At 47.6% G+C, this 17,095-nt stretch carries 13 protein-coding genes; 3 read left to right on the top strand and 10 right to left on the bottom strand.

The genetic code is table 11. The features are described from left to right. Position 1: 1 nt before the first annotated feature. The 4 genes from HGO23_RS10030 to HGO23_RS10015 all read right to left on the bottom strand — a co-directional run bounded on the left by HGO23_RS10030 (position 2) and on the right by HGO23_RS10015 (position 7,431). A complete protein-coding gene (locus HGO23_RS10030; RefSeq protein ID WP_209026522.1) occupies positions 2–4,417 on the bottom strand; it encodes a SpvB/TcaC N-terminal domain-containing protein in 4,416 nt (1,471 codons plus the stop codon). A gap of 773 nt (positions 4,418–5,190) precedes the next feature. Next, complete coding sequence (locus tag HGO23_RS10025; protein ID WP_209026521.1) at positions 5,191–5,430, bottom strand: hypothetical protein; 240 nt, start codon at positions 5,428–5,430, stop codon at positions 5,191–5,193. Between the two features lie 314 nt (positions 5,431–5,744). Then, complete coding sequence (locus HGO23_RS10020) at positions 5,745–6,287, bottom strand: transcription repressor NadR (protein ID WP_209026520.1); 543 nt, start codon at positions 6,285–6,287, stop codon at positions 5,745–5,747. After that, positions 6,277–7,431 (bottom strand): IscS subfamily cysteine desulfurase, encoded by a 1,155-nt coding sequence (locus HGO23_RS10015; RefSeq protein WP_099135303.1) that lies wholly within the window; start codon positions 7,429–7,431, stop codon positions 6,277–6,279. The genes HGO23_RS10020 and HGO23_RS10015 overlap by 11 nt, the downstream gene beginning before the upstream one ends. Before the next feature lie 101 nt (positions 7,432–7,532). On the opposite strand from HGO23_RS10015, the gene nadB reads away from it, so the two are divergent. From nadB to nadA, 3 genes are read left to right on the top strand one after another with little or no spacing between them, the layout of a single operon-like run. Beyond that, positions 7,533–9,083: an L-aspartate oxidase gene (gene nadB, locus HGO23_RS10010; RefSeq protein WP_209026519.1), complete on the top strand. Its 1,551-nt coding sequence runs from the start codon at positions 7,533–7,535 to the stop codon at positions 9,081–9,083. Further along, complete coding sequence (gene nadC / locus HGO23_RS10005; protein ID WP_209026518.1) at positions 9,083–9,946, top strand: carboxylating nicotinate-nucleotide diphosphorylase; 864 nt, start codon at positions 9,083–9,085, stop codon at positions 9,944–9,946. The genes nadB and nadC overlap by 1 nt, the downstream gene beginning before the upstream one ends. Continuing rightward, positions 9,933–11,039, top strand: a complete 1,107-nt coding sequence (gene nadA, locus HGO23_RS10000; protein WP_209026517.1) for a quinolinate synthase NadA — start codon at positions 9,933–9,935, stop codon at positions 11,037–11,039. The genes nadC and nadA overlap by 14 nt, the downstream gene beginning before the upstream one ends. A gap of 101 nt (positions 11,040–11,140) precedes the next feature. On the opposite strand, the gene HGO23_RS09995 is transcribed toward nadA, so the two are convergent. From HGO23_RS09995 to HGO23_RS09970, 6 genes are all read right to left on the bottom strand, one after another. Next, positions 11,141–12,682: an NAD(P)/FAD-dependent oxidoreductase gene (locus HGO23_RS09995; RefSeq protein WP_209026516.1), complete on the bottom strand. Its 1,542-nt coding sequence runs from the start codon at positions 12,680–12,682 to the stop codon at positions 11,141–11,143. A 26-nt stretch (positions 12,683–12,708) separates the two neighbouring features. Further along, a complete protein-coding gene (locus tag HGO23_RS09990) occupies positions 12,709–13,107 on the bottom strand; it encodes a DUF805 domain-containing protein (protein WP_099135298.1) in 399 nt (132 codons plus the stop codon). A 100-nt stretch (positions 13,108–13,207) separates the two neighbouring features. Beyond that, positions 13,208–13,960, bottom strand: a complete 753-nt coding sequence (locus HGO23_RS09985) for a cache domain-containing protein (protein ID WP_099135297.1) — start codon at positions 13,958–13,960, stop codon at positions 13,208–13,210. Positions 13,961–14,013: 53 nt separating this feature from the next. Next, positions 14,014–14,751 (bottom strand): FadR/GntR family transcriptional regulator, encoded by a 738-nt coding sequence (locus tag HGO23_RS09980; RefSeq protein ID WP_209026515.1) that lies wholly within the window; start codon positions 14,749–14,751, stop codon positions 14,014–14,016. Between the two features lie 53 nt (positions 14,752–14,804). Next, positions 14,805–15,578 carry a nuclear transport factor 2 family protein gene (locus tag HGO23_RS09975; protein ID WP_209026514.1) on the bottom strand — a complete coding sequence of 258 codons (774 nt, stop codon included), beginning with the start codon at positions 15,576–15,578 and terminating at the stop codon, positions 14,805–14,807. A gap of 15 nt (positions 15,579–15,593) precedes the next feature. After that, on the bottom strand, positions 15,594–17,024 hold the full coding sequence (locus HGO23_RS09970) for a gamma-aminobutyraldehyde dehydrogenase (protein ID WP_209026513.1): 1,431 nt from the start codon (positions 17,022–17,024) through the stop codon (positions 15,594–15,596). Positions 17,025–17,095: the final 71 nt, after the last annotated feature.

Here is a 17,095-nt window from a genome sequence, read left to right as displayed (position 1 = left end):
GCTATTGATTTACTTCTGCTGCTGTGTCGTTTTCATCCTCACTGACAACAAACCAGGGAGTAATTAACGTCCGTCGCAAATAACCTGCCGCAGTAACTACTTGGCAGACACGCCCCAACGGGTCGTAACAGTTTGTGTCAGCGAATAGATCGCGGCGTGCACTATCATCTTTTACATATCGCCAGTCATTAAGAAAATAAGGCAGGTATGTACGCAGAGGCTGACCTTTTCCGTCATATTCTGTCCTACCGGACACCGCCCATCTGAAATCAGTTTGTTCATTTATGGGGGCTCCTGTTTCATCCGCCATAATTGTACCGTTATCACTTAACAGCCATGCGTCCCCTGCCTCATGCCTGACTGCGGTTTGTAACGTTCTTCCGAAGCCATCACTGAAAGAGATGCTTTGATGCAATTGTTGTTCTGGATCGCTGTCATATCTGTCCGTCGAAATACTCAGCATATGAGGTGGAAGACGAGGAACTGTTTTTAAATTTATGGTGGAATTTCGTAGCAGATAACGTTTAAGAGCGAGCCGACCAATGTAATTATCTTCGGTGAGTAAGTCTTTAGAGTCTGTAACTTCCGTTGTTGCTCGCAGAATCCAGCTCAATGGATCGTATACTGCAAGCCCAGCCACAGGGATACCCGGTTTCAGTTCAAGTGCTTTATCGACAAGAGAAGGCACAATAAAAGGTGTAACTTCATTTTCTGGTTGGGTGTACCCCTGCATCACCCCTTCTTCTAGTCCCCAAAATCTTACGCTTGTCACTCTTCCAAGCGCATCATAAGTGGTAGTAGAAGTATTGTCATTTGCGTCAGTTACCATATAGGCAACGTTAAAACGGTAATCATATCGGGCAGATGCAACCGAGCCAGTGGGGCTTTTTTCCTGAATTACAGCGCAGAAATGCGTATCCCAGCCAATAAGATTTTTACCGGTCATCAAGGTCTGACGTTGCGCCAGTGGTCGATAAAATCCTTCTGCCCCCGCAAAATCGGTGTAGTTATGGCGCCCGACCCAAACGTTGAATATATTATTATCTTGTAAAGGCGCTGGAACAGACTGCCAACCCGCATTTTCAAGCTCTTTTTTAAATTCATCCGAGCTCATTATTCCAGCAAAAGCTTTTAACGAAGTCTTATTAAATTCAGCGGTTTCTGTGTAAGCAACAAGAGGTGGAAAATCCGGTTTACCACCAGCACCTGTATAATTCACCACCGAATGACCCAAATAATCATCTTCCGTTCCAGGCAGTACCCCGGCACCATCAGTAGTGTCAAACCATTCCAACGATAATCCTCTGTCAGGCACGATATCCTGAGACAGTTTCTTCGTATCACTGCGTGAGATCGCTGGCAATCCCGGTATCCATGATGTTTCGTCAATTAAATGGTGATATTCGTAACGCTGACGAGTCAAACGTAACAATATTTGTTGGTCGTCATAACTGCTGTCAAACAAGGTTTCTGGCAAGGTATCCGGGTATGGCGATGCTGGAGGTTTCTGCCGTCGGGGATAAGCAATGCTCAAAGTATCTGTCGGAAATCCCAACACATCACTTTTCAAAATAATCTGTTGGCTGCACTGTGGATCGACGGTAATACGCTCATATTGGTAGCTTCGCGATTCCAGAATGGATGGCCATGCTGAAAGTTCATCTGCTGATACTCCCACAAGTATTCGGATTTGAGGGCGTGATTCACTGACAGCATACGGTGTTCCTGCCAGCTCTGTATCGTCATCTCCATACACTTCACTGCGTAATGGCATCCCTTTCATTGCCCGGTTTAACCAGTACATTTCCTCTTGATTGGGAGTGATTGTAATTTCACGGTTGGTTGTAACATCATAGCGGGTAAAACGAGGAGTAAAATGCGCAAAAGCCTGTTCATCGCCTTGCCAGTATTCGTGTGGTAACAGATAATCCAGCGCTGGTATTCCCGTTGCAAACCAGCTAATGGTACGGGAAGGTGCTGGTGTTTCAGCGATTGTTCCATAAGTAGCACCCGCCTGTTTATCTGTATCTGTTTGCGTGACTCGCCCGAAACCACGGTATTCCCGTTCCCGCCCATCCCATGCTCCATGAGCATAATCACAACGGCTTGATAGTCGGTTTCCTGTAATCTCATCCAATACTTCTGTACGCCACAAGAGATGAACCGGGAATGGCAGGTAACTGGCTATCGTACGCCCTTCTTCAGCCGCCTGCTGTTTTTCATCCAGCCAGAATTGAGCAGAACTGCGATAACTTAATACAGTATCACTCCCCATATTGTTGTTTATCGCATTCAACAGCCAGGGTTTCTGTGTTGTCATTTCCAGACGCCAGTGCTGTACGGAGATATGTGGTACCGTCAGAATAATGTTGGTAACCCCAAGCCCTCGGATGTCTGCAATCTGGAGCTGGCAGGTGTCATCAAAATTCACCCCAGATGGCAGGTCAATTTTCAATGGTGCTGCGAATCGATTACCATTTTCGTTGAGATAGAGCTCCATATAAGTATTACGAACATAAATCAGGTCAGTGGTGCCAGAACCGTCTATGTCTGCCATATACAACCGATTGGGGTTAAAAGTTTCCCCGGTAATTTGGAAACCCGGCAGTGTTAACGGTTCCCCAAAACGTCCCCATCCCAGATTTGGCCAACAGCGAACACCTTCAGCAGAAATTTCTACGAGATGTTGCTGACCAGAGCCTGTCATATCACTGAATGCAACTAACTTACGCTCATCTCTTCCGGGGATCGGTAAAGGAATAGTTCCCGTATGTTCAACATTTTGAGCTTTACCCCACCCTTCTTGGTTATCAGCCCAAAACCGTACACTATTGGGGCCAATGAGTGCGAGATCGGGTAATCCTGTACCAGTGATATCAGTCAGTTGAGCTTGTGGATGAAAATATTCCATTGGAATGGAAGACAACGGGATAAATGGCGTCCATTCTCTCTCCGGCGTCATAGAGTGGTAACCTCTGAGTCCGGCGACGGTGACTACCCAGTCCAACCGACCGTCACCATTGAAATCAATCAGCATAGCACTGTCCTGCTGAACCGGAATATGGGGTAACGGTTTTGCCGTATCATAGGTGACAGCATCTGTTTCATCCGATGTTATATCTCTCACTGGTGCGCGATACCACCAGGCACCGGGAATATCCTGATAAAGCACACCGGGAATTCCCTCACCGTATAAATCGACCAGTTGATAAGGCTGGAATGCATTAAAATCTTCCAACTCAGGCATCTTCTGCCAGTTCTGGTGCAGATCATTTTCAAAGCGCTGATAATCGACTTCCAGCGGAGCCAAAGTAACCGGTGTACCATCTGCTTCATGTGCCAGACGACGAGCACTAAGTAACAAAGAAACACGGTTGTTCAGGTCATACTCCAGGATCAAACGGGATACCAGTGCCGGAGTTTCATTCGTGATGTTTTCCCCTGCCAGCGTCTGCAAGCGGTGAAACATCAGAACTTGCCGACATAAACGGCGTGTGCGCACTTCAAAACCAAACTGATAGCGGGAAAAACAGTCCGGCCGGCACAACCACTCGCCGGAAGTATGATATTCCGGCACAGTATAAAGGGATGAGGAACGCTCGCCGTAGTCAAACACCAGATGAAACAACCAAGCGTCATCTGCCGGAATACCGGATTTCAGCGCGATAAATGCCGCTTCCGGGAAAATATTGCCGTAACAGACTTTCGCCAGATAGCGCTGAGCATACATACCAATGTGTTGACGAAGTTCATCGGCATCACAGCCTGTATCATCTTCTGTACGATAATGATAATAAATATGTTCACCCGTTGGCGTTACCGTCTCTTCTAATAACCAACAAGCAATTTTTGTTGCATCTTTCGGATCAGCAATCTGAGCGTGATTGTGTTTACCCAACAGATGTACTTGTCCATCTGTTGTAAACATCACCCAAAAAGGCTTATCCTGACCGCTCTGCTGCGGCTGCCAATACTCCAGCTTACTAAAATCACTGACAATTCGTGGCTGATAGCGGGTGACGATATACGGTTGTTTCAACGTAGTTCCCAGTAACGAAGTTGCAGTACGTCGATCAGGCTGCCCTTTTGCATCGGGAACAACAGACAACACTTCACCGGAAGGGCCGAGAAACGTATCCTCTCCCCTATATTGAGGCACACCATGAGATGTCCGCAGGCTGATCAGACCTGCCCCACACTGCCATCCCATACCAAATGCCCCATTACCCGCTGCACTGCTGTAACTTAATGCCAATACTGGAGCAACTCCCAGACCACCAGACACCGGTAATGGCAGTGAGAAAGACGCCAGCCCATCCGGCCCGATCGCCCCCAGCGATTCCCCCATTCCATAAAGTGCCCCTCCTCCTTTCGGTAACGATGGCATCTCCAGTTTCAGATCTTTTGAATTCTGCATATAATTCTCCCTCGGCAGGCTCTTGAAAAAGCCTGTATTTTCTGTAATCAATTATCAGGAACGGATGGGATAGTAGGTTTCCCCCCAGCTAAGCTGTTGTTCGAACATTTTTCTTAAATTCTAATGGTCAATATTTTGTAGATTATTACCCTATCTTTGAACAAATCCTTCGCCTTATCTGATATTAAAAAAGTTAAACGAAGTATTATTTTAAATAGCGGAGTAAAATTAGTGCTTTTGCTAAATTTTTATTTTAATCATTTAGCTTGCGGTTCAATTGAATAAATAACACACAGACAAATAGTAACTTAAAATCCCATACCTTCCATATCAATGTCGATATGAGAAATTCATTCTTTAAATATAACAAATAAAATTAGAAATATTTTTCTGTTTAGTGAGTTAAAATTCACTATGGAATTTTGTCAAGGTTTTATTTCTATCATGCCATATTCATTATTTAATACGATGTGTTATAGAAAAACGATTTCTTTTTTTATTGGAAGAATAGAATGATAAAAGTAGTGTTAATTTAACAAACATTGTTGTCAATTTATGTGGCAGTGACTTAAGTGTGTGGAAGTGGTTATGAAGTCGTTTTCGTCACAGCAACAACCCAGAATGAGAAAAATGGGTGTATCACTAATGAAAGCTTATTAAGCACATATTAATGAGACAATATATCAACTAACACATATTAATAAACATAAGATGGTCATTTGAGGTATAAGAATTAATATAATCATATTCTAATAATATTAATAAATATATTTTTATCTTATCACTTCAATATTGATATTTATATTATCATAGTATTTTTTCCCTTTTTCAATTTTAGCATTACACTTATATTTTTGTGGTCTATTTGATCCAAGGTATGTGACCTTAACTGTATCACCTATATTGACATCATGGAGAGTTTCTTGTTCGTCAAAACCAAGGCTATCAGAGAGTTGATCAAATCCCGAACCAATAATTCGATCTTCAGTTTTATAAAAAACTGTATCGTCCATGTTTATCCCAAGAACCGACTATAATAATAGACTCATCGTCCTTCTTTATATTAATAGTGCTTTTCCACCCACAACAGGTTCACGACTAAAAGTAAATAACTGCATATCTTGTGATGTATCATTCATTTGTTCTATAGGCATTTTCATCTCCCTCTACACCATTTCAACAAATGTACCTGCTTTTAACTCGAACTGATAAGATGGATACCCCTATGGCGTCCATCTTTTATTATGTGCATACTCTAATAATTATATTGTCTAGATTTTGCGCTCAAAAAGGCGGGTCATTAGATCTGTTAGCCAGCAAGGAGCTATCAATCTTTAATAAGTATTCCTGCTGCATCAAGCGCCGCAACCGCATTTTCGAGGCGCTGGCGCTCCGTAGCACATAGCATATGTAAGTGCACGCCTTCCGTCAGTTCAGATAGATAAGATGCGCCAGTCTCATTAATTCTTTCTAGGAAAGTTGCGACGTCTTTACGTGTGCTGAGGCGCAGTTCGGCGGTTAACTCACCATACACTATGTGCTCAATGATGACGTTTTTAATCGTAACGCCGCAATCGACAATTAATAGTAGTTCCTCTTCGGCTTGCTCGGGAGCATGTTTGCAGGCGACAATAATTTCAATTTCCTTTTGTCGAGTGGCTGAGTACGGTACATATAGGTAACCTTGAATAGTAGCTGTAATCGGCTCACCCCGGGCTTTTAACAACGATATATCCTGCACGATCACTTGCCGTGATACCGCCGCTTTTTTGGCCAGATAGCTTCCTGTTAACGGTCCACCTTCCTGTTGTAACCATTCGATAAGACTGGCCCGTCTTGTTTCTCCCACGAGTTTTTTTTCAGCGTCCAAATACCGGCTCCTGTTGAATTTCATGGCGCAGAGCGACCAGCGCCTGTAGTAAGACATCAATATCTTCTTCAGAGGTATAACGTCCAAATGAGATACGAATGAATTGTAAAGCATCGCGGTTTGACAGTCCCAATGCGGTTAAAGCACCCGAGGGAGCCTGCTGCCCCGCGGTACACGCGCTGCCCGTTGCGATACACACCCCACGACGATTACAAGATAGCATAGCATACTGGCCTTCAACACCTGAGTAAAAACAACCGAAAATACCAGGTAATAGTTCGTGTTCCCTATCGCTGAAATAGCTCACTGGTAGAGTGTTTTCCCGCAAACCTCGTATCAGCCTGTTTCTCAACATGCGGCACCATTGCTCATCTTGTTCGCGGCGCTCCATCGTTTCTTCACATGCGGTAATAAACGCACCGATCAGTGGCACATTGACGGTGCCCGGACGAAAACCATTTTCATGTGTCACCGTCGGATACAAAGGACGCCATGGGATGCCGGGACGAATATAGACTGCCCCGGCACCTTTGGGAGCATAGACTTTATGGCTGGATATCGAAATCGCATCCACGCCTAGTTCATCCTGTAATACAGGGATCTTACCGAACGTTTGCACTGCATCTGTATGAAACAGGATATTCTGTCCCTTGGTCAGCTGTGCTAATTGGGCGATAGGTTGAACAATGCCAGTTTCTGAATTCGCATGCTGGATAGAAATCAGTCCAGTATCAGGGCGTAGCGCCTGTGCCAGAATCGCTTCCGTCACTATACCGCGCGTATCTGGAGTTAATACTGTGACAATAAAGCCTGCCTCTTCCAGAGCCTGCATTGCATAGTGCACTGAAGGGTGTTCCATTTTCGTTGTCACTATATGTCGTTTACCACTTGGAAGAGCTCTGGCCAGAGACTGTATCCCGAGCAGATTCGCCTCAGTACCGCAACTGGTAAAATAAACACCTGACGGATCTCCCCCTAAAAAGCGAGCTAGCTGACGGCGACAGTAGGATAATACCACTGACGCTTGTTCGCCGGCATCATGCAAGCTGCTGGCGTTACCATAGCAACACTGACTAAGTTTCTGAAAGGTATCAAGCGCCTGGTGCGACACGGGTGCTGATGACGCATAATCCAAATAAATCACAACAGTAAGCCCCCCTTAGTGCAGGTAAAAATTCCCTTGTCAAGATTCTAAGGTTATGTAATCTTATGTGTCAAGACATATGTAAAGACAGGAGTAACACAGTGTCAACTAAACGTATCGTTGTCATTGGCTCGGGGATAGCCGCACTGGCTTGTGCCTCGTATATGCCTACAGACTGCGAAGTCATAGTCATGACCAAACACACCGTTGGCAACAGCAACTCGACACTGGCACAGGGAGGAATTGCTTCCTCCTGGCTACCAGATGACTCTATTGAACAACATGTCGGAGATACGCTGGCTGTCGGTAGCGATCACAACGATGCCTACCGGGTTAAGGATATTATTCGCACTGGCAAAGAGATCATTATTCAATTGCTGGCAGCGGAGTGTCCATTTGACAAAACAATTACTGGCGAGCCAGCGCTCGGACGGGAAGGCGCACACACCTCAAAACGTATTTTTCATGCCGGCGGCGATCAGACCGGCAGGATCCTTGTCAAATTCCTAAGCGACCGCTTGGGTAAACATATTCGCATATGCGAACACACAAAAGTTCTGGATATTATCCATCAGGCCGACAGATGCGCAGGTGTACGATTTAAAACTAGTCAGGGTGAACTAGCCTCTCTCTACGCGGACGCCATTGTACTGGCGACGGGGGGATGCGGCCATCTATATTCGACGACCAGCAATGATAAGGCCATTACAGGTGGCGGCCTGATGATGGCTTACCGTGCAGGTGCAGCCCTGACCGACCTGGAATTCACTCAGTTTCACCCGACACTATTGGTTAAAGATGGTGAAGCATTAGGGTTGATTTCGGAAGCAGTAAGAGGCGAAGGCGCGGTGCTCGAAGATGAAAATGGCCGACGAATTATGGAAGGCCGTCATCCGCAAAAAGATCTTGCAGCACGAGACATACTATCTCGCATTATTTATAACGAACAGCAGCAAGGACACCGCGTTTATTTGAATATTCATGCTGTTCCCAACTTTGTCAAACGTTTCCCTACCATTAGTAAACTGTGCCAGGAAGCGGGCATAGAGATAGCCTCAGGGCGGATCCCTGTATCGCCCGGCATGCACTTCCTGATGGGTGGTGTAGTGGTCGATGATAACGGACAAACTAACGTTAAAGGGCTATATGCAATTGGAGAAGTCGCCTGTACCGGCTTTCACGGTGCCAATCGACTGGCGAGTAACTCACTGCTTGAAGGGCTGGTATACGGTCAACGTGCGGCACGACACATTGCTGAACAACAGCTGATACGGTACACGCCGTTAAAGGAGGAAAAAGAGAAGCAACTCGCTGTTCCGTGCATCACAATGCAGCAGTTACAGCAGTGGGTTTCTGCCCATCTATCCATTGTCAGAGATCATGGATCGTTAAGCGTGCTTATTGATGAACTCTCCTCCATTCCTTACCGGAACATCACATTAAGTAATATCAGCATACATGATGCGGAGCTAGCCAACTCTTGGGCTCTGGTGAAATTGATAGCTCAATCTGCGCTACTGAGAACTGAAAGTCGTGGTGGACATTTCCGCACTGATTACCCTGCCCGCGACGACTTCCAATGGCGTGGCAAACAGATAGTTCACTGTCAAGGGCATACTTCAATCATTTATAACCAAAGGATCGGCAATTAATGGAAATCTTGCAGCTTAACTCCATGCTCACGCGTTTTCTGGAAGAGGATATCGGCTACGGCGACCTGTCGGCTAATGCTATTTTCGACACGCAAATGGGTACGGCACAGCTCGTATCACGTCAGGATGGCGTGTTCGCAGGTGGACAACTGCTGACCGTCGGCTATAAATTGCTAAATAACACTATCAGCGTGACTCTGCATGTTAAAGACGGCGAGTGGATGACCCAGGGCACGATTTTAGCTGAAATTAAGGGGGCAGTACGCGATATTCTCAAAGGGGAGCGAGTCTTACTCAATCTGCTGCAACGTATGTCTGGTATCGCCACACTCACGCATCGCGCTATAAAGATGCTCGACGATCCATCCATATACCTGTGTGATACTCGCAAAACAACACCAGGGCTACGCATGTTGGAAAAATATGCAGTAAGGATGGGTGGAGGTAAAAACCACCGCTTTGGTCTGGACGATGGGGTGATGGTTAAAGATAATCATATCGCTGTTTGCGGCTCTATTCGTGACGCGGTGGCTAAAGCACGCGCCTACGTCGGGCACATGGTGAAAATAGAAGTGGAAATAGAAACCGAAGAACAGCTTGAAGATGCTATCGCTGCGGGTGCAGATGTCATCATGTTTGATAATTGCACGCCCGAACAGGTTATGCGCTATAACTCTATCACCCCCGAACACATTATCACCGAAGCTTCTGGTGGCATAACCCTCGACACTCTGCCGTACTATCGCCATACGGGCGTCAATTACATTTCTCTTGGTTTTATCACCCACTCCGCGCCAGCACTGGACATTGGTTTAGATATGGCGATCACGCATCAGGAGGCCAGCCATCATGGCTCTGCTTGACATCATTCGTCCCGGCAACGTTACTATGCCGGAATATTACAAACAGCGCACCGAACAGGAAATGAGTCGCCGTATCGGAGAAATCAAACGGGCATACGGAACTGATCTGTTTATTCCCGGCCACCATTATCAAAAAGATGAGGTGATCAGATTCGCTGATACCACCGGGGACTCGCTACAACTGGCACAGGTTGCGGCCGGTAATCAGAAAGCAAAATATATTGTTTTTTGTGGTGTTCACTTCATGGCGGAAACTACCGACATGCTCACGCACGACAGACAAATGGTCGTGTTACCCGACATGCGTGCCGGATGTTCAATGGCAGACATGGCTAATCTTACCCAAATGCACCGAGCCTGGAATAGCTTGGTATCGCAGTTTGGCGATAATATTATCCCACTGACTTACGTTAACTCGACTGCTGACATTAAGGCATTCGTTGGCCAGCACGAAGGTGCTACGGTAACGTCGTCCAATGCAAAAAAAGTACTGGCATGGGCGCTGTCGAAAAAAGCCAGAGTGCTTTTTCTCCCCGATCAGCATCTCGGCCGTAATACTGCATTCGATTTAGGCATACCGTTGACGGACATGGCGGTGTGGGACCCTGAGCAAGAAGCACTCCTGACCCAGCGTACGCCGGACGAAATCAAAATTATCCTTTGGAAAGGCCATTGCTCAGTGCATGAAAAGTTCACTGTGCAGAATATTCGTGACATCCATGTGCGTGATACTAACTTTCGAATCATTGTGCATCCAGAGTGTAGCCGCGATGTAGTAGCTGCCTCTGACCTGGCGGGCTCAACCAAATATATTATCGATACAATCGCAAGCTCGCCATCGGGCAGCAAATGGGCGATTGGTACGGAAATGAACCTAGTGAATCGTTTAATTCGCCAACATCCGGATAAACACATTGTATCACTCAACCCAGATATGTGCCCTTGCCTTACGATGAACCGAATTGACATGCCGCACTTGCTTTGGGCATTGGAACGTATTGAACAGGATGATCCCGTCGGCGTCATTCGTGTGGATCCATGTATCACCCGCTATGCGTTGTTGGCATTGAATAGAATGCTGAATATTGTTTAACAAGGCCACCTAATTCAAAGATGATTCAGCTAATGAACGCAAGAATATCGTATTTTCTTGCGTTCTTAATAGCGGCCTATCGGCTAATAGAAGCCAGCCACTCAGAACGAAACCATCTCTGCCGGATTAAACATGCTTCTCGCTCCCAGAGCACCTTTAATCAATGGAATAACTATCGGAGAGAAGTAGGAACCCAGCGGGATACTCAAGTGGTCGATACGGGTAAGCATGGCAAAGTCGTGGTTACGTCCGGCGATATCGTCGCTGATAGCTTTGCCAATGCGCACCGTCTGCGCTACTCCATGACCACTCCAACCATGCACCATATACACAGGGATGCTGTCACCACTTTTGCGGGCATCGGTGGCACCATTCAGGGTCAAATCGCTGATCCCGCCCCAGGAATATTCCAGTTCGGGATTTTCCAGATACGGGAACACGGTCTTGATACGATCTAGTAAATAATTGTTCACATCACGCGGTGACCAGGAGTTTCCAGTGCCCTGCCCCCCAAACAACAATCGGTTGCCACGCACCGCGCGATAATAGTCTATCTGTAACTGTGTATCGTAGACAGGCAGATCTGACGGGATCAACTTTTTGATATCCATTGACAAAGGTGGAGTTACCGCTATATAGGTGAAAAAAGGCACTGTAGTGGAAGGGCCGGAGATAAACTCATCGCTGGAGCCATGCACTCCCAGTACCACGGCTTTACTTGCCCTGATAACTCCCCGCTCAGTTTCTATAACTGTACGGTTGGCATCCTGCCTGATGCTCTTCACTTTCGTACTGTCATAAACTCGTCCCGCCAGTCTGGCAAAGCCATAAACCAGGCCTCGCAGTAGCGCCAGAGGCTGAACCTGTCCACCGATACTGTCGATATTGGCACCATAATAGATACCCGAACGTACATACTCTTCCTGCAATTCGTGTGGCCCAATAACCTTCGCCGCCGTATCTCCCAACTGACCCCGAGCATCGGCATTAGCCACCAATGACCCCATATGACCTGGGTGTATCGCTGCTGTAATATGACCGTATTTGCGGTCGCATTCAAAACCGTAACGCTCACAGAGTTCATCCACAAGATCCATTGCTTCAACTGATGCAAAACGCCATAAACGTTTGGCTTCATCGGGTGAGAATCTCTCCAGTATGGTTTCAGCTCCCCAACGGGCAATACCGGGGGTCATCTGCCCCCCATTACGGCCAGAAGCTCCCGAACCGATGTTATCCTTTTCGACCAGAATCACATCCACTCCCGCTTCAGCAAGATGCAGCGCTGTGGAAGCCCCCAGCAATCCGCCGCCAATCACTACAACCTCACAACTCTGGTCTTTAGAAAAGCCACCAAAAGCCGGCCAATCAGCCAGAGCGGATTCATAGTAGTTGGCTGGCATGGCCTTGGCCGCTACATTTCTATGCCAGTTCCAGATACGCGGATCCAACCCCAACCGGCTGGTTCTGTATTGTGCATCCTGCAACAGCGTCGGACGGAATCGGTCAATATTGGCGGACGGAACATCGACCGCAGTTAAGGTCTGGGCGAGCAGAGATGTTGTTGGGAGTATAGATGAAAGCACTCCCACCCCTGTGAGCGTCGCGACAGTAGAGATAAAATTTCTTCTATTCATTGCCATTTCAGCACCCTTTTAGTGGCCTGGAATCACCCGTTAGCCCGACCTGGGATATTTTTCTGTGAGTGAATTCGGTTCTCTGAATTGTATTTATTGCTGCCAGCCTGCCCTCTTAGAGCCGCGAGAGCCAGTAGGATACTAGTGCCGACAAACGGGATAAGATGTAACAGTAACCACCAAGCGCTACAGTTAATATCGTGCAGGCGACGGGCATTTACCGCCAGCGCTGGCAAAAATGTGAGCAGCAGATAGATAGCGCTGAACCACCCCATATAAATTTCGGGATTGGCAACAGCAAACAACCTTTCCAGGAAAGAAATGATGAGAAAAGCCAAGCTCTGAAACAGAATGAAATACCAAAACTCCTTACGCCGGGCTCGCCCACTGAAACAAGCATAATTCTTTAAGACAGTTAAATACCAGTGCATAATTGTCCTCTCTTGTGAACCAGCAAGTTCCCCCTAATGTCAAAAACATCATCAGACCACGTTCCAATGCCTTCTGACGTACCGCATGACCAGCCAAGCTTCAGCAAACAAACGCCTTGTGTGATTTAGTGTGTGATGACGGCAAGATCACCAAACGCAGTGAAGGTACTTCACCCTCGGCCGATCGGTTAACACCTTGGCTTTTCAATAGTGAACCTGCACGCACTCCCGGCACTGTCGAAGTCACGACACGCGCATCATTATTAATAATCAATGCTGGCTTACCGATAGCGCCCAAAACCGGCAGAAGTAACCGATCCAGTGTTGACACCAGCATATCCACCGCTGCAACACCGACAAACTCCTCACCGATAAGTACTGGATGGGCTATCGTAATCGTGTAGGCACCATTGCAGACATAATCCACATAGGGGCCGTCAATGACGGGAAGATGGCGACTGGCCGGCTGACGGAACCATTCAAATAATCGGAAATCCAGACGCCTACGCTGCTCCTGATTGTGTTCCAATTGCGCATATTGAATGGTATTCCCTTCCTGACGCCACCACTCCAGCGTCCAGTACCCTTTCTCTTCCCCAATTACCTCCGTTACCGCATAGCTGGCAAACCCTGCCCCGTTACACCAAGTGTTGTTACGCAATACTTCGTGGATATGTTTTTGTAATGCGCCGCGCTGCTCCTGCGCTAATCGGATGCCTTCGGTATGATATAACGGCAATTTTAATAAAATACGCGCTGTCTTATCCGCTAAAGCTGCGGTGGCCTGCTGCGCCGCGACCAGGATATCGTCCAGGATGCTCCTGGCCCGCTCTACGTGTATGTCGTTGTACATATGCCTCCCTCTTTCCTGGGATGAATGCAGCCGCCTTACTCGCGATCAGATCTCTACAAGAACAACGCATCAGTATCCATACGAAATTTGCATTCAAGCAGGTGGTCGGTAATTCGGGTAATCATCTCTTGTGCCAGCTGGTAACAAGCGAAGTCATCCCCCTTATACAAAGCCACCAAGAGTGTACGCCAGGCGGCAACAACTTCACTGTGAACGGCAGCTTCTCGGTACAGAAGCTCCATCAAAGGGACCCATTCGGCCTGAATCTCTAGCTCCTGATTGGCAAGACTGGCTGACTGTGCCTGGGATGCCAGGGTTAACAGACAACGCATATCTGCTTGTATACGGGCGTCCGGTTGCGTCGCGGCGGCAAAGCTGTCGACCAGCTGCTCAAGCTTTCTCAGTTCATCCGGCGTTGAACGTTGAGCCGCAAGCCTGGCGCTGTGGCCGATCACAGCACAGTGAAACTCGCTGAAATCCGCCAGTTCACCTGAAGCTATCAGCCGCAACGGGTGATATTTCCGCATTATCTCAACGGAAACTTGGCACACAAAACTACCACCATGACGCCCGCGCCGAGTCTCAATCAACTGTCTGGCACGTAGTGTGTTCAGGGCGTCACGAACTGTGACCGGTGACACACCTAATAACCGCGACAGTTCGTTTTCATTAGGCAACTGCTCATCGGTCTGTAATATCCCGGAGATGATCGCGTTGCTTAAACGCATCACAACCTGTTCGGTCCGGGTAGCCTGATCAAGCGGTGCATAGACGATGGAATATGCTGTCATTCTCTAATTCCTGATCGAAATAACACGGGATTTCAGCATGTCTGCAAGCAACGCTAAAAAATACCGTAGCGATGCAACGCCTGCGTATCCTCTGGTACTGGGGTTATAGCATCCCAAAGTTCAGCCACTTGGCCGTTCTCAACACGCCATAGCTCAAAGTAACTGTGACGTGCTTCAACAATACTTCCTTCCGAATGGGTCAGAACAAACTGCCCGTCAGCTACTGTGCGGTGGATTTTTGCATAATGCAGGCCTCTCCCTTCATCTTTGAGTTGCTTAAGAAACGCAATGACCGCAGCCGTACCATCGGGAATATCGGGGCTGTGCTGGCGGAACTTTTCACCATTGGTGTAGTTCCAAAACTCATCATAGTGCCCTTCGATCAGGGTACGCGTGAAAAAGTTAACCACCAGTTCACGGTTTTTCTCCCTGTCATGGCTATGGCCCGTTTCAGTCGGGCCATCTAACTGAGTTCGGCCACTGGCATTGGGCGCGGACTGTGGCACTAAGCCGTCCCAATGCTCCACAATTAAACCATCGGCAACCCGGTACAGATCAAAGCCGACCAACGGCTGATCGTCTAACCCCGTAAAACGGCCGTGGATAGCAACCAGATCACCATCCTGTAGTACACGATAAGTTTCATGGTGCAGTTCAGGATGTGCCTGAACCAGCTCACGCAATCCGGTAAGACCATCTTTGACCAACGGCGAATGCTCAATGAAATTCGGCGCAAAATAACGCTCAAGCGCTTCCACATCACGGCCAGTAAACAACTCGTGGTGCGCGTGCGACACCAAGTCGTGCGGAGATCTATTTTGATTCATTATGGATGTCCTGTATCAGTCGTTGGAACTCATCACGTGTTTAATACGCGTATATTCATCGAAACTATAAGCCGACAGATCTTTACCGTATCCAGAGTTTTTAAAGCCACCATGCGGTGCTTCTGCCGTAAGAGGAATATGTGTGTTAATCCAGACCGTTCCAAAGTCAAGCTCACGCGACAAGCGCAACGCACGACCATGGTCGCGGGTCCAGACACTGGAGGCCAGCCCATATTTGACATCGTTAGCTTTCTCTATGGCATCCTGTTCGGTTAGGAACTTCTGTACTGTGATAACAGGGCCAAAAATCTCGGTCTGAATCATTTCATCGTGCTGCTCCAGACCGGTAATCACCGTAGGTTCAAAGTAATATCCCGAACGATCGGCCTGACGGCCTCCTGTTTCGATACGGGCATGAGCGGGCAGACGCGCAATAAACCCTTTGACCTGCTCCAACTGACGAATATTATTAAGCGGCCCATACAACGCCTCTTTATCTTCTGGATCACCAAAACGGATGGCCTTAGCTGCTGATACCAGTTTGGTAATGAAGATATCGTAAACAGATTCATGCACCAGCACACGTGAAGCTGCTGTGCAATCCTGACCGGCGTTGAAGTACCCAGCGGTAGCAATGGTTTTGACCGCTTTATCTATATCCGCATCGGCAAAAACAACCACCGGTGCTTTGCCTCCCAACTCCAGATGCGCTCTGGTGAGATTAGCCGCCGCTGAAGAGGCAACCTGCAAACCTGCACGCACGGAACCAGTGATGGAAACCATAGCCGGCATTTTGTGTGAAACTACCAGAGCACCCGCGCTGGCATTACCCAACACCACGTTGAAAGTGCCGGCAGGAAAGAGCGGAGCGGACAATTCAGCCAGTAACAGAGTACTCTCCGGTGTAGTGTCGCTCGGTTTAAGCACCACAGCATTACCCGCTGCCAGAGCAGGTGCTATCTTCCACACCGCCATCATCAACGGATAATTCCATGGGGTGACCTGCCCCACCACGCCCAGCGGTTCACGCCGGATGCTGGTGGTCATACCGGAAAGATATTCAGCAGTAGCCTTGCCTTCCAAAAAGCGAGCTGCACCAGCGAAAAAGCGGATATGATCCACCGACGTCGCAACCTCCTCAGAGGCAATCAAGTGCTTGACCTGCCCTGTATTGCGGCTTTGCACCTCAATCAGACGTTCAGCGTTTTTTTCTACCGCATCAGCCAGTGCTAGCAACGCTTGCTGGCGTTCTGAAGGTGTGCTGCGTCCCCATATTTTGAATGCCGCTTTAGCCGATGCATAAGCATCATCAACATCCGCCGCGCTCGCGTTAGGAGAACGCGCGTAAGATTTACCAGTGACCGGACTTACCAGATCAAAATATTCGGAACCTTTAGATTCGATATACTGACCATTAATAAAATGCTTGAGAGTTGGTATCGGCATTGCTACCTCCTGGTGGACTGAAGATAAAATATAACCTATGATTTAATATATTTAATGGTTGTGTTATCGTC

Origin of the sequence: Xenorhabdus budapestensis (assembly GCF_017743015.1) — a bacterium.
In the GTDB taxonomy this organism is placed as follows: domain Bacteria; phylum Pseudomonadota; class Gammaproteobacteria; order Enterobacterales; family Enterobacteriaceae; genus Xenorhabdus; species Xenorhabdus budapestensis.
The sequence above is the reverse complement of the archived record's forward strand: the minus strand, read 5'-3'. Positions and strand labels throughout refer to the sequence as shown.

Bases quoted from the DNA above. Each gene is read 5' to 3' on its own strand.
- HGO23_RS10030 (WP_209026522.1), bottom strand. From the start codon at position 4,417: ATGCAGAATTCAAAAGATCTGAAACTGGAGATGCCATCGTTACCGAAA.
- HGO23_RS10025 (WP_209026521.1), bottom strand. From the start codon at position 5,430: ATGGACGATACAGTTTTTTATAAAACTGAAGATCGAATTATTGGTTCG.
- nadC (WP_209026518.1), top strand. From the start codon at position 9,083: ATGGAAATCTTGCAGCTTAACTCCATGCTCACGCGTTTTCTGGAAGAG.
- nadA (WP_209026517.1), top strand. From the start codon at position 9,933: ATGGCTCTGCTTGACATCATTCGTCCCGGCAACGTTACTATGCCGGAA.
- HGO23_RS09995 (WP_209026516.1), bottom strand. From the start codon at position 12,682: ATGGCAATGAATAGAAGAAATTTTATCTCTACTGTCGCGACGCTCACA.
- HGO23_RS09990 (WP_099135298.1), bottom strand. From the start codon at position 13,107: ATGCACTGGTATTTAACTGTCTTAAAGAATTATGCTTGTTTCAGTGGG.
- HGO23_RS09985 (WP_099135297.1), bottom strand. From the start codon at position 13,960: ATGTACAACGACATACACGTAGAGCGGGCCAGGAGCATCCTGGACGAT.
- HGO23_RS09980 (WP_209026515.1), bottom strand. From the start codon at position 14,751: ATGACAGCATATTCCATCGTCTATGCACCGCTTGATCAGGCTACCCGG.
- HGO23_RS09975 (WP_209026514.1), bottom strand. From the start codon at position 15,578: ATGAATCAAAATAGATCTCCGCACGACTTGGTGTCGCACGCGCACCAC.
- HGO23_RS09970 (WP_209026513.1), bottom strand. From the start codon at position 17,024: ATGCCGATACCAACTCTCAAGCATTTTATTAATGGTCAGTATATCGAA.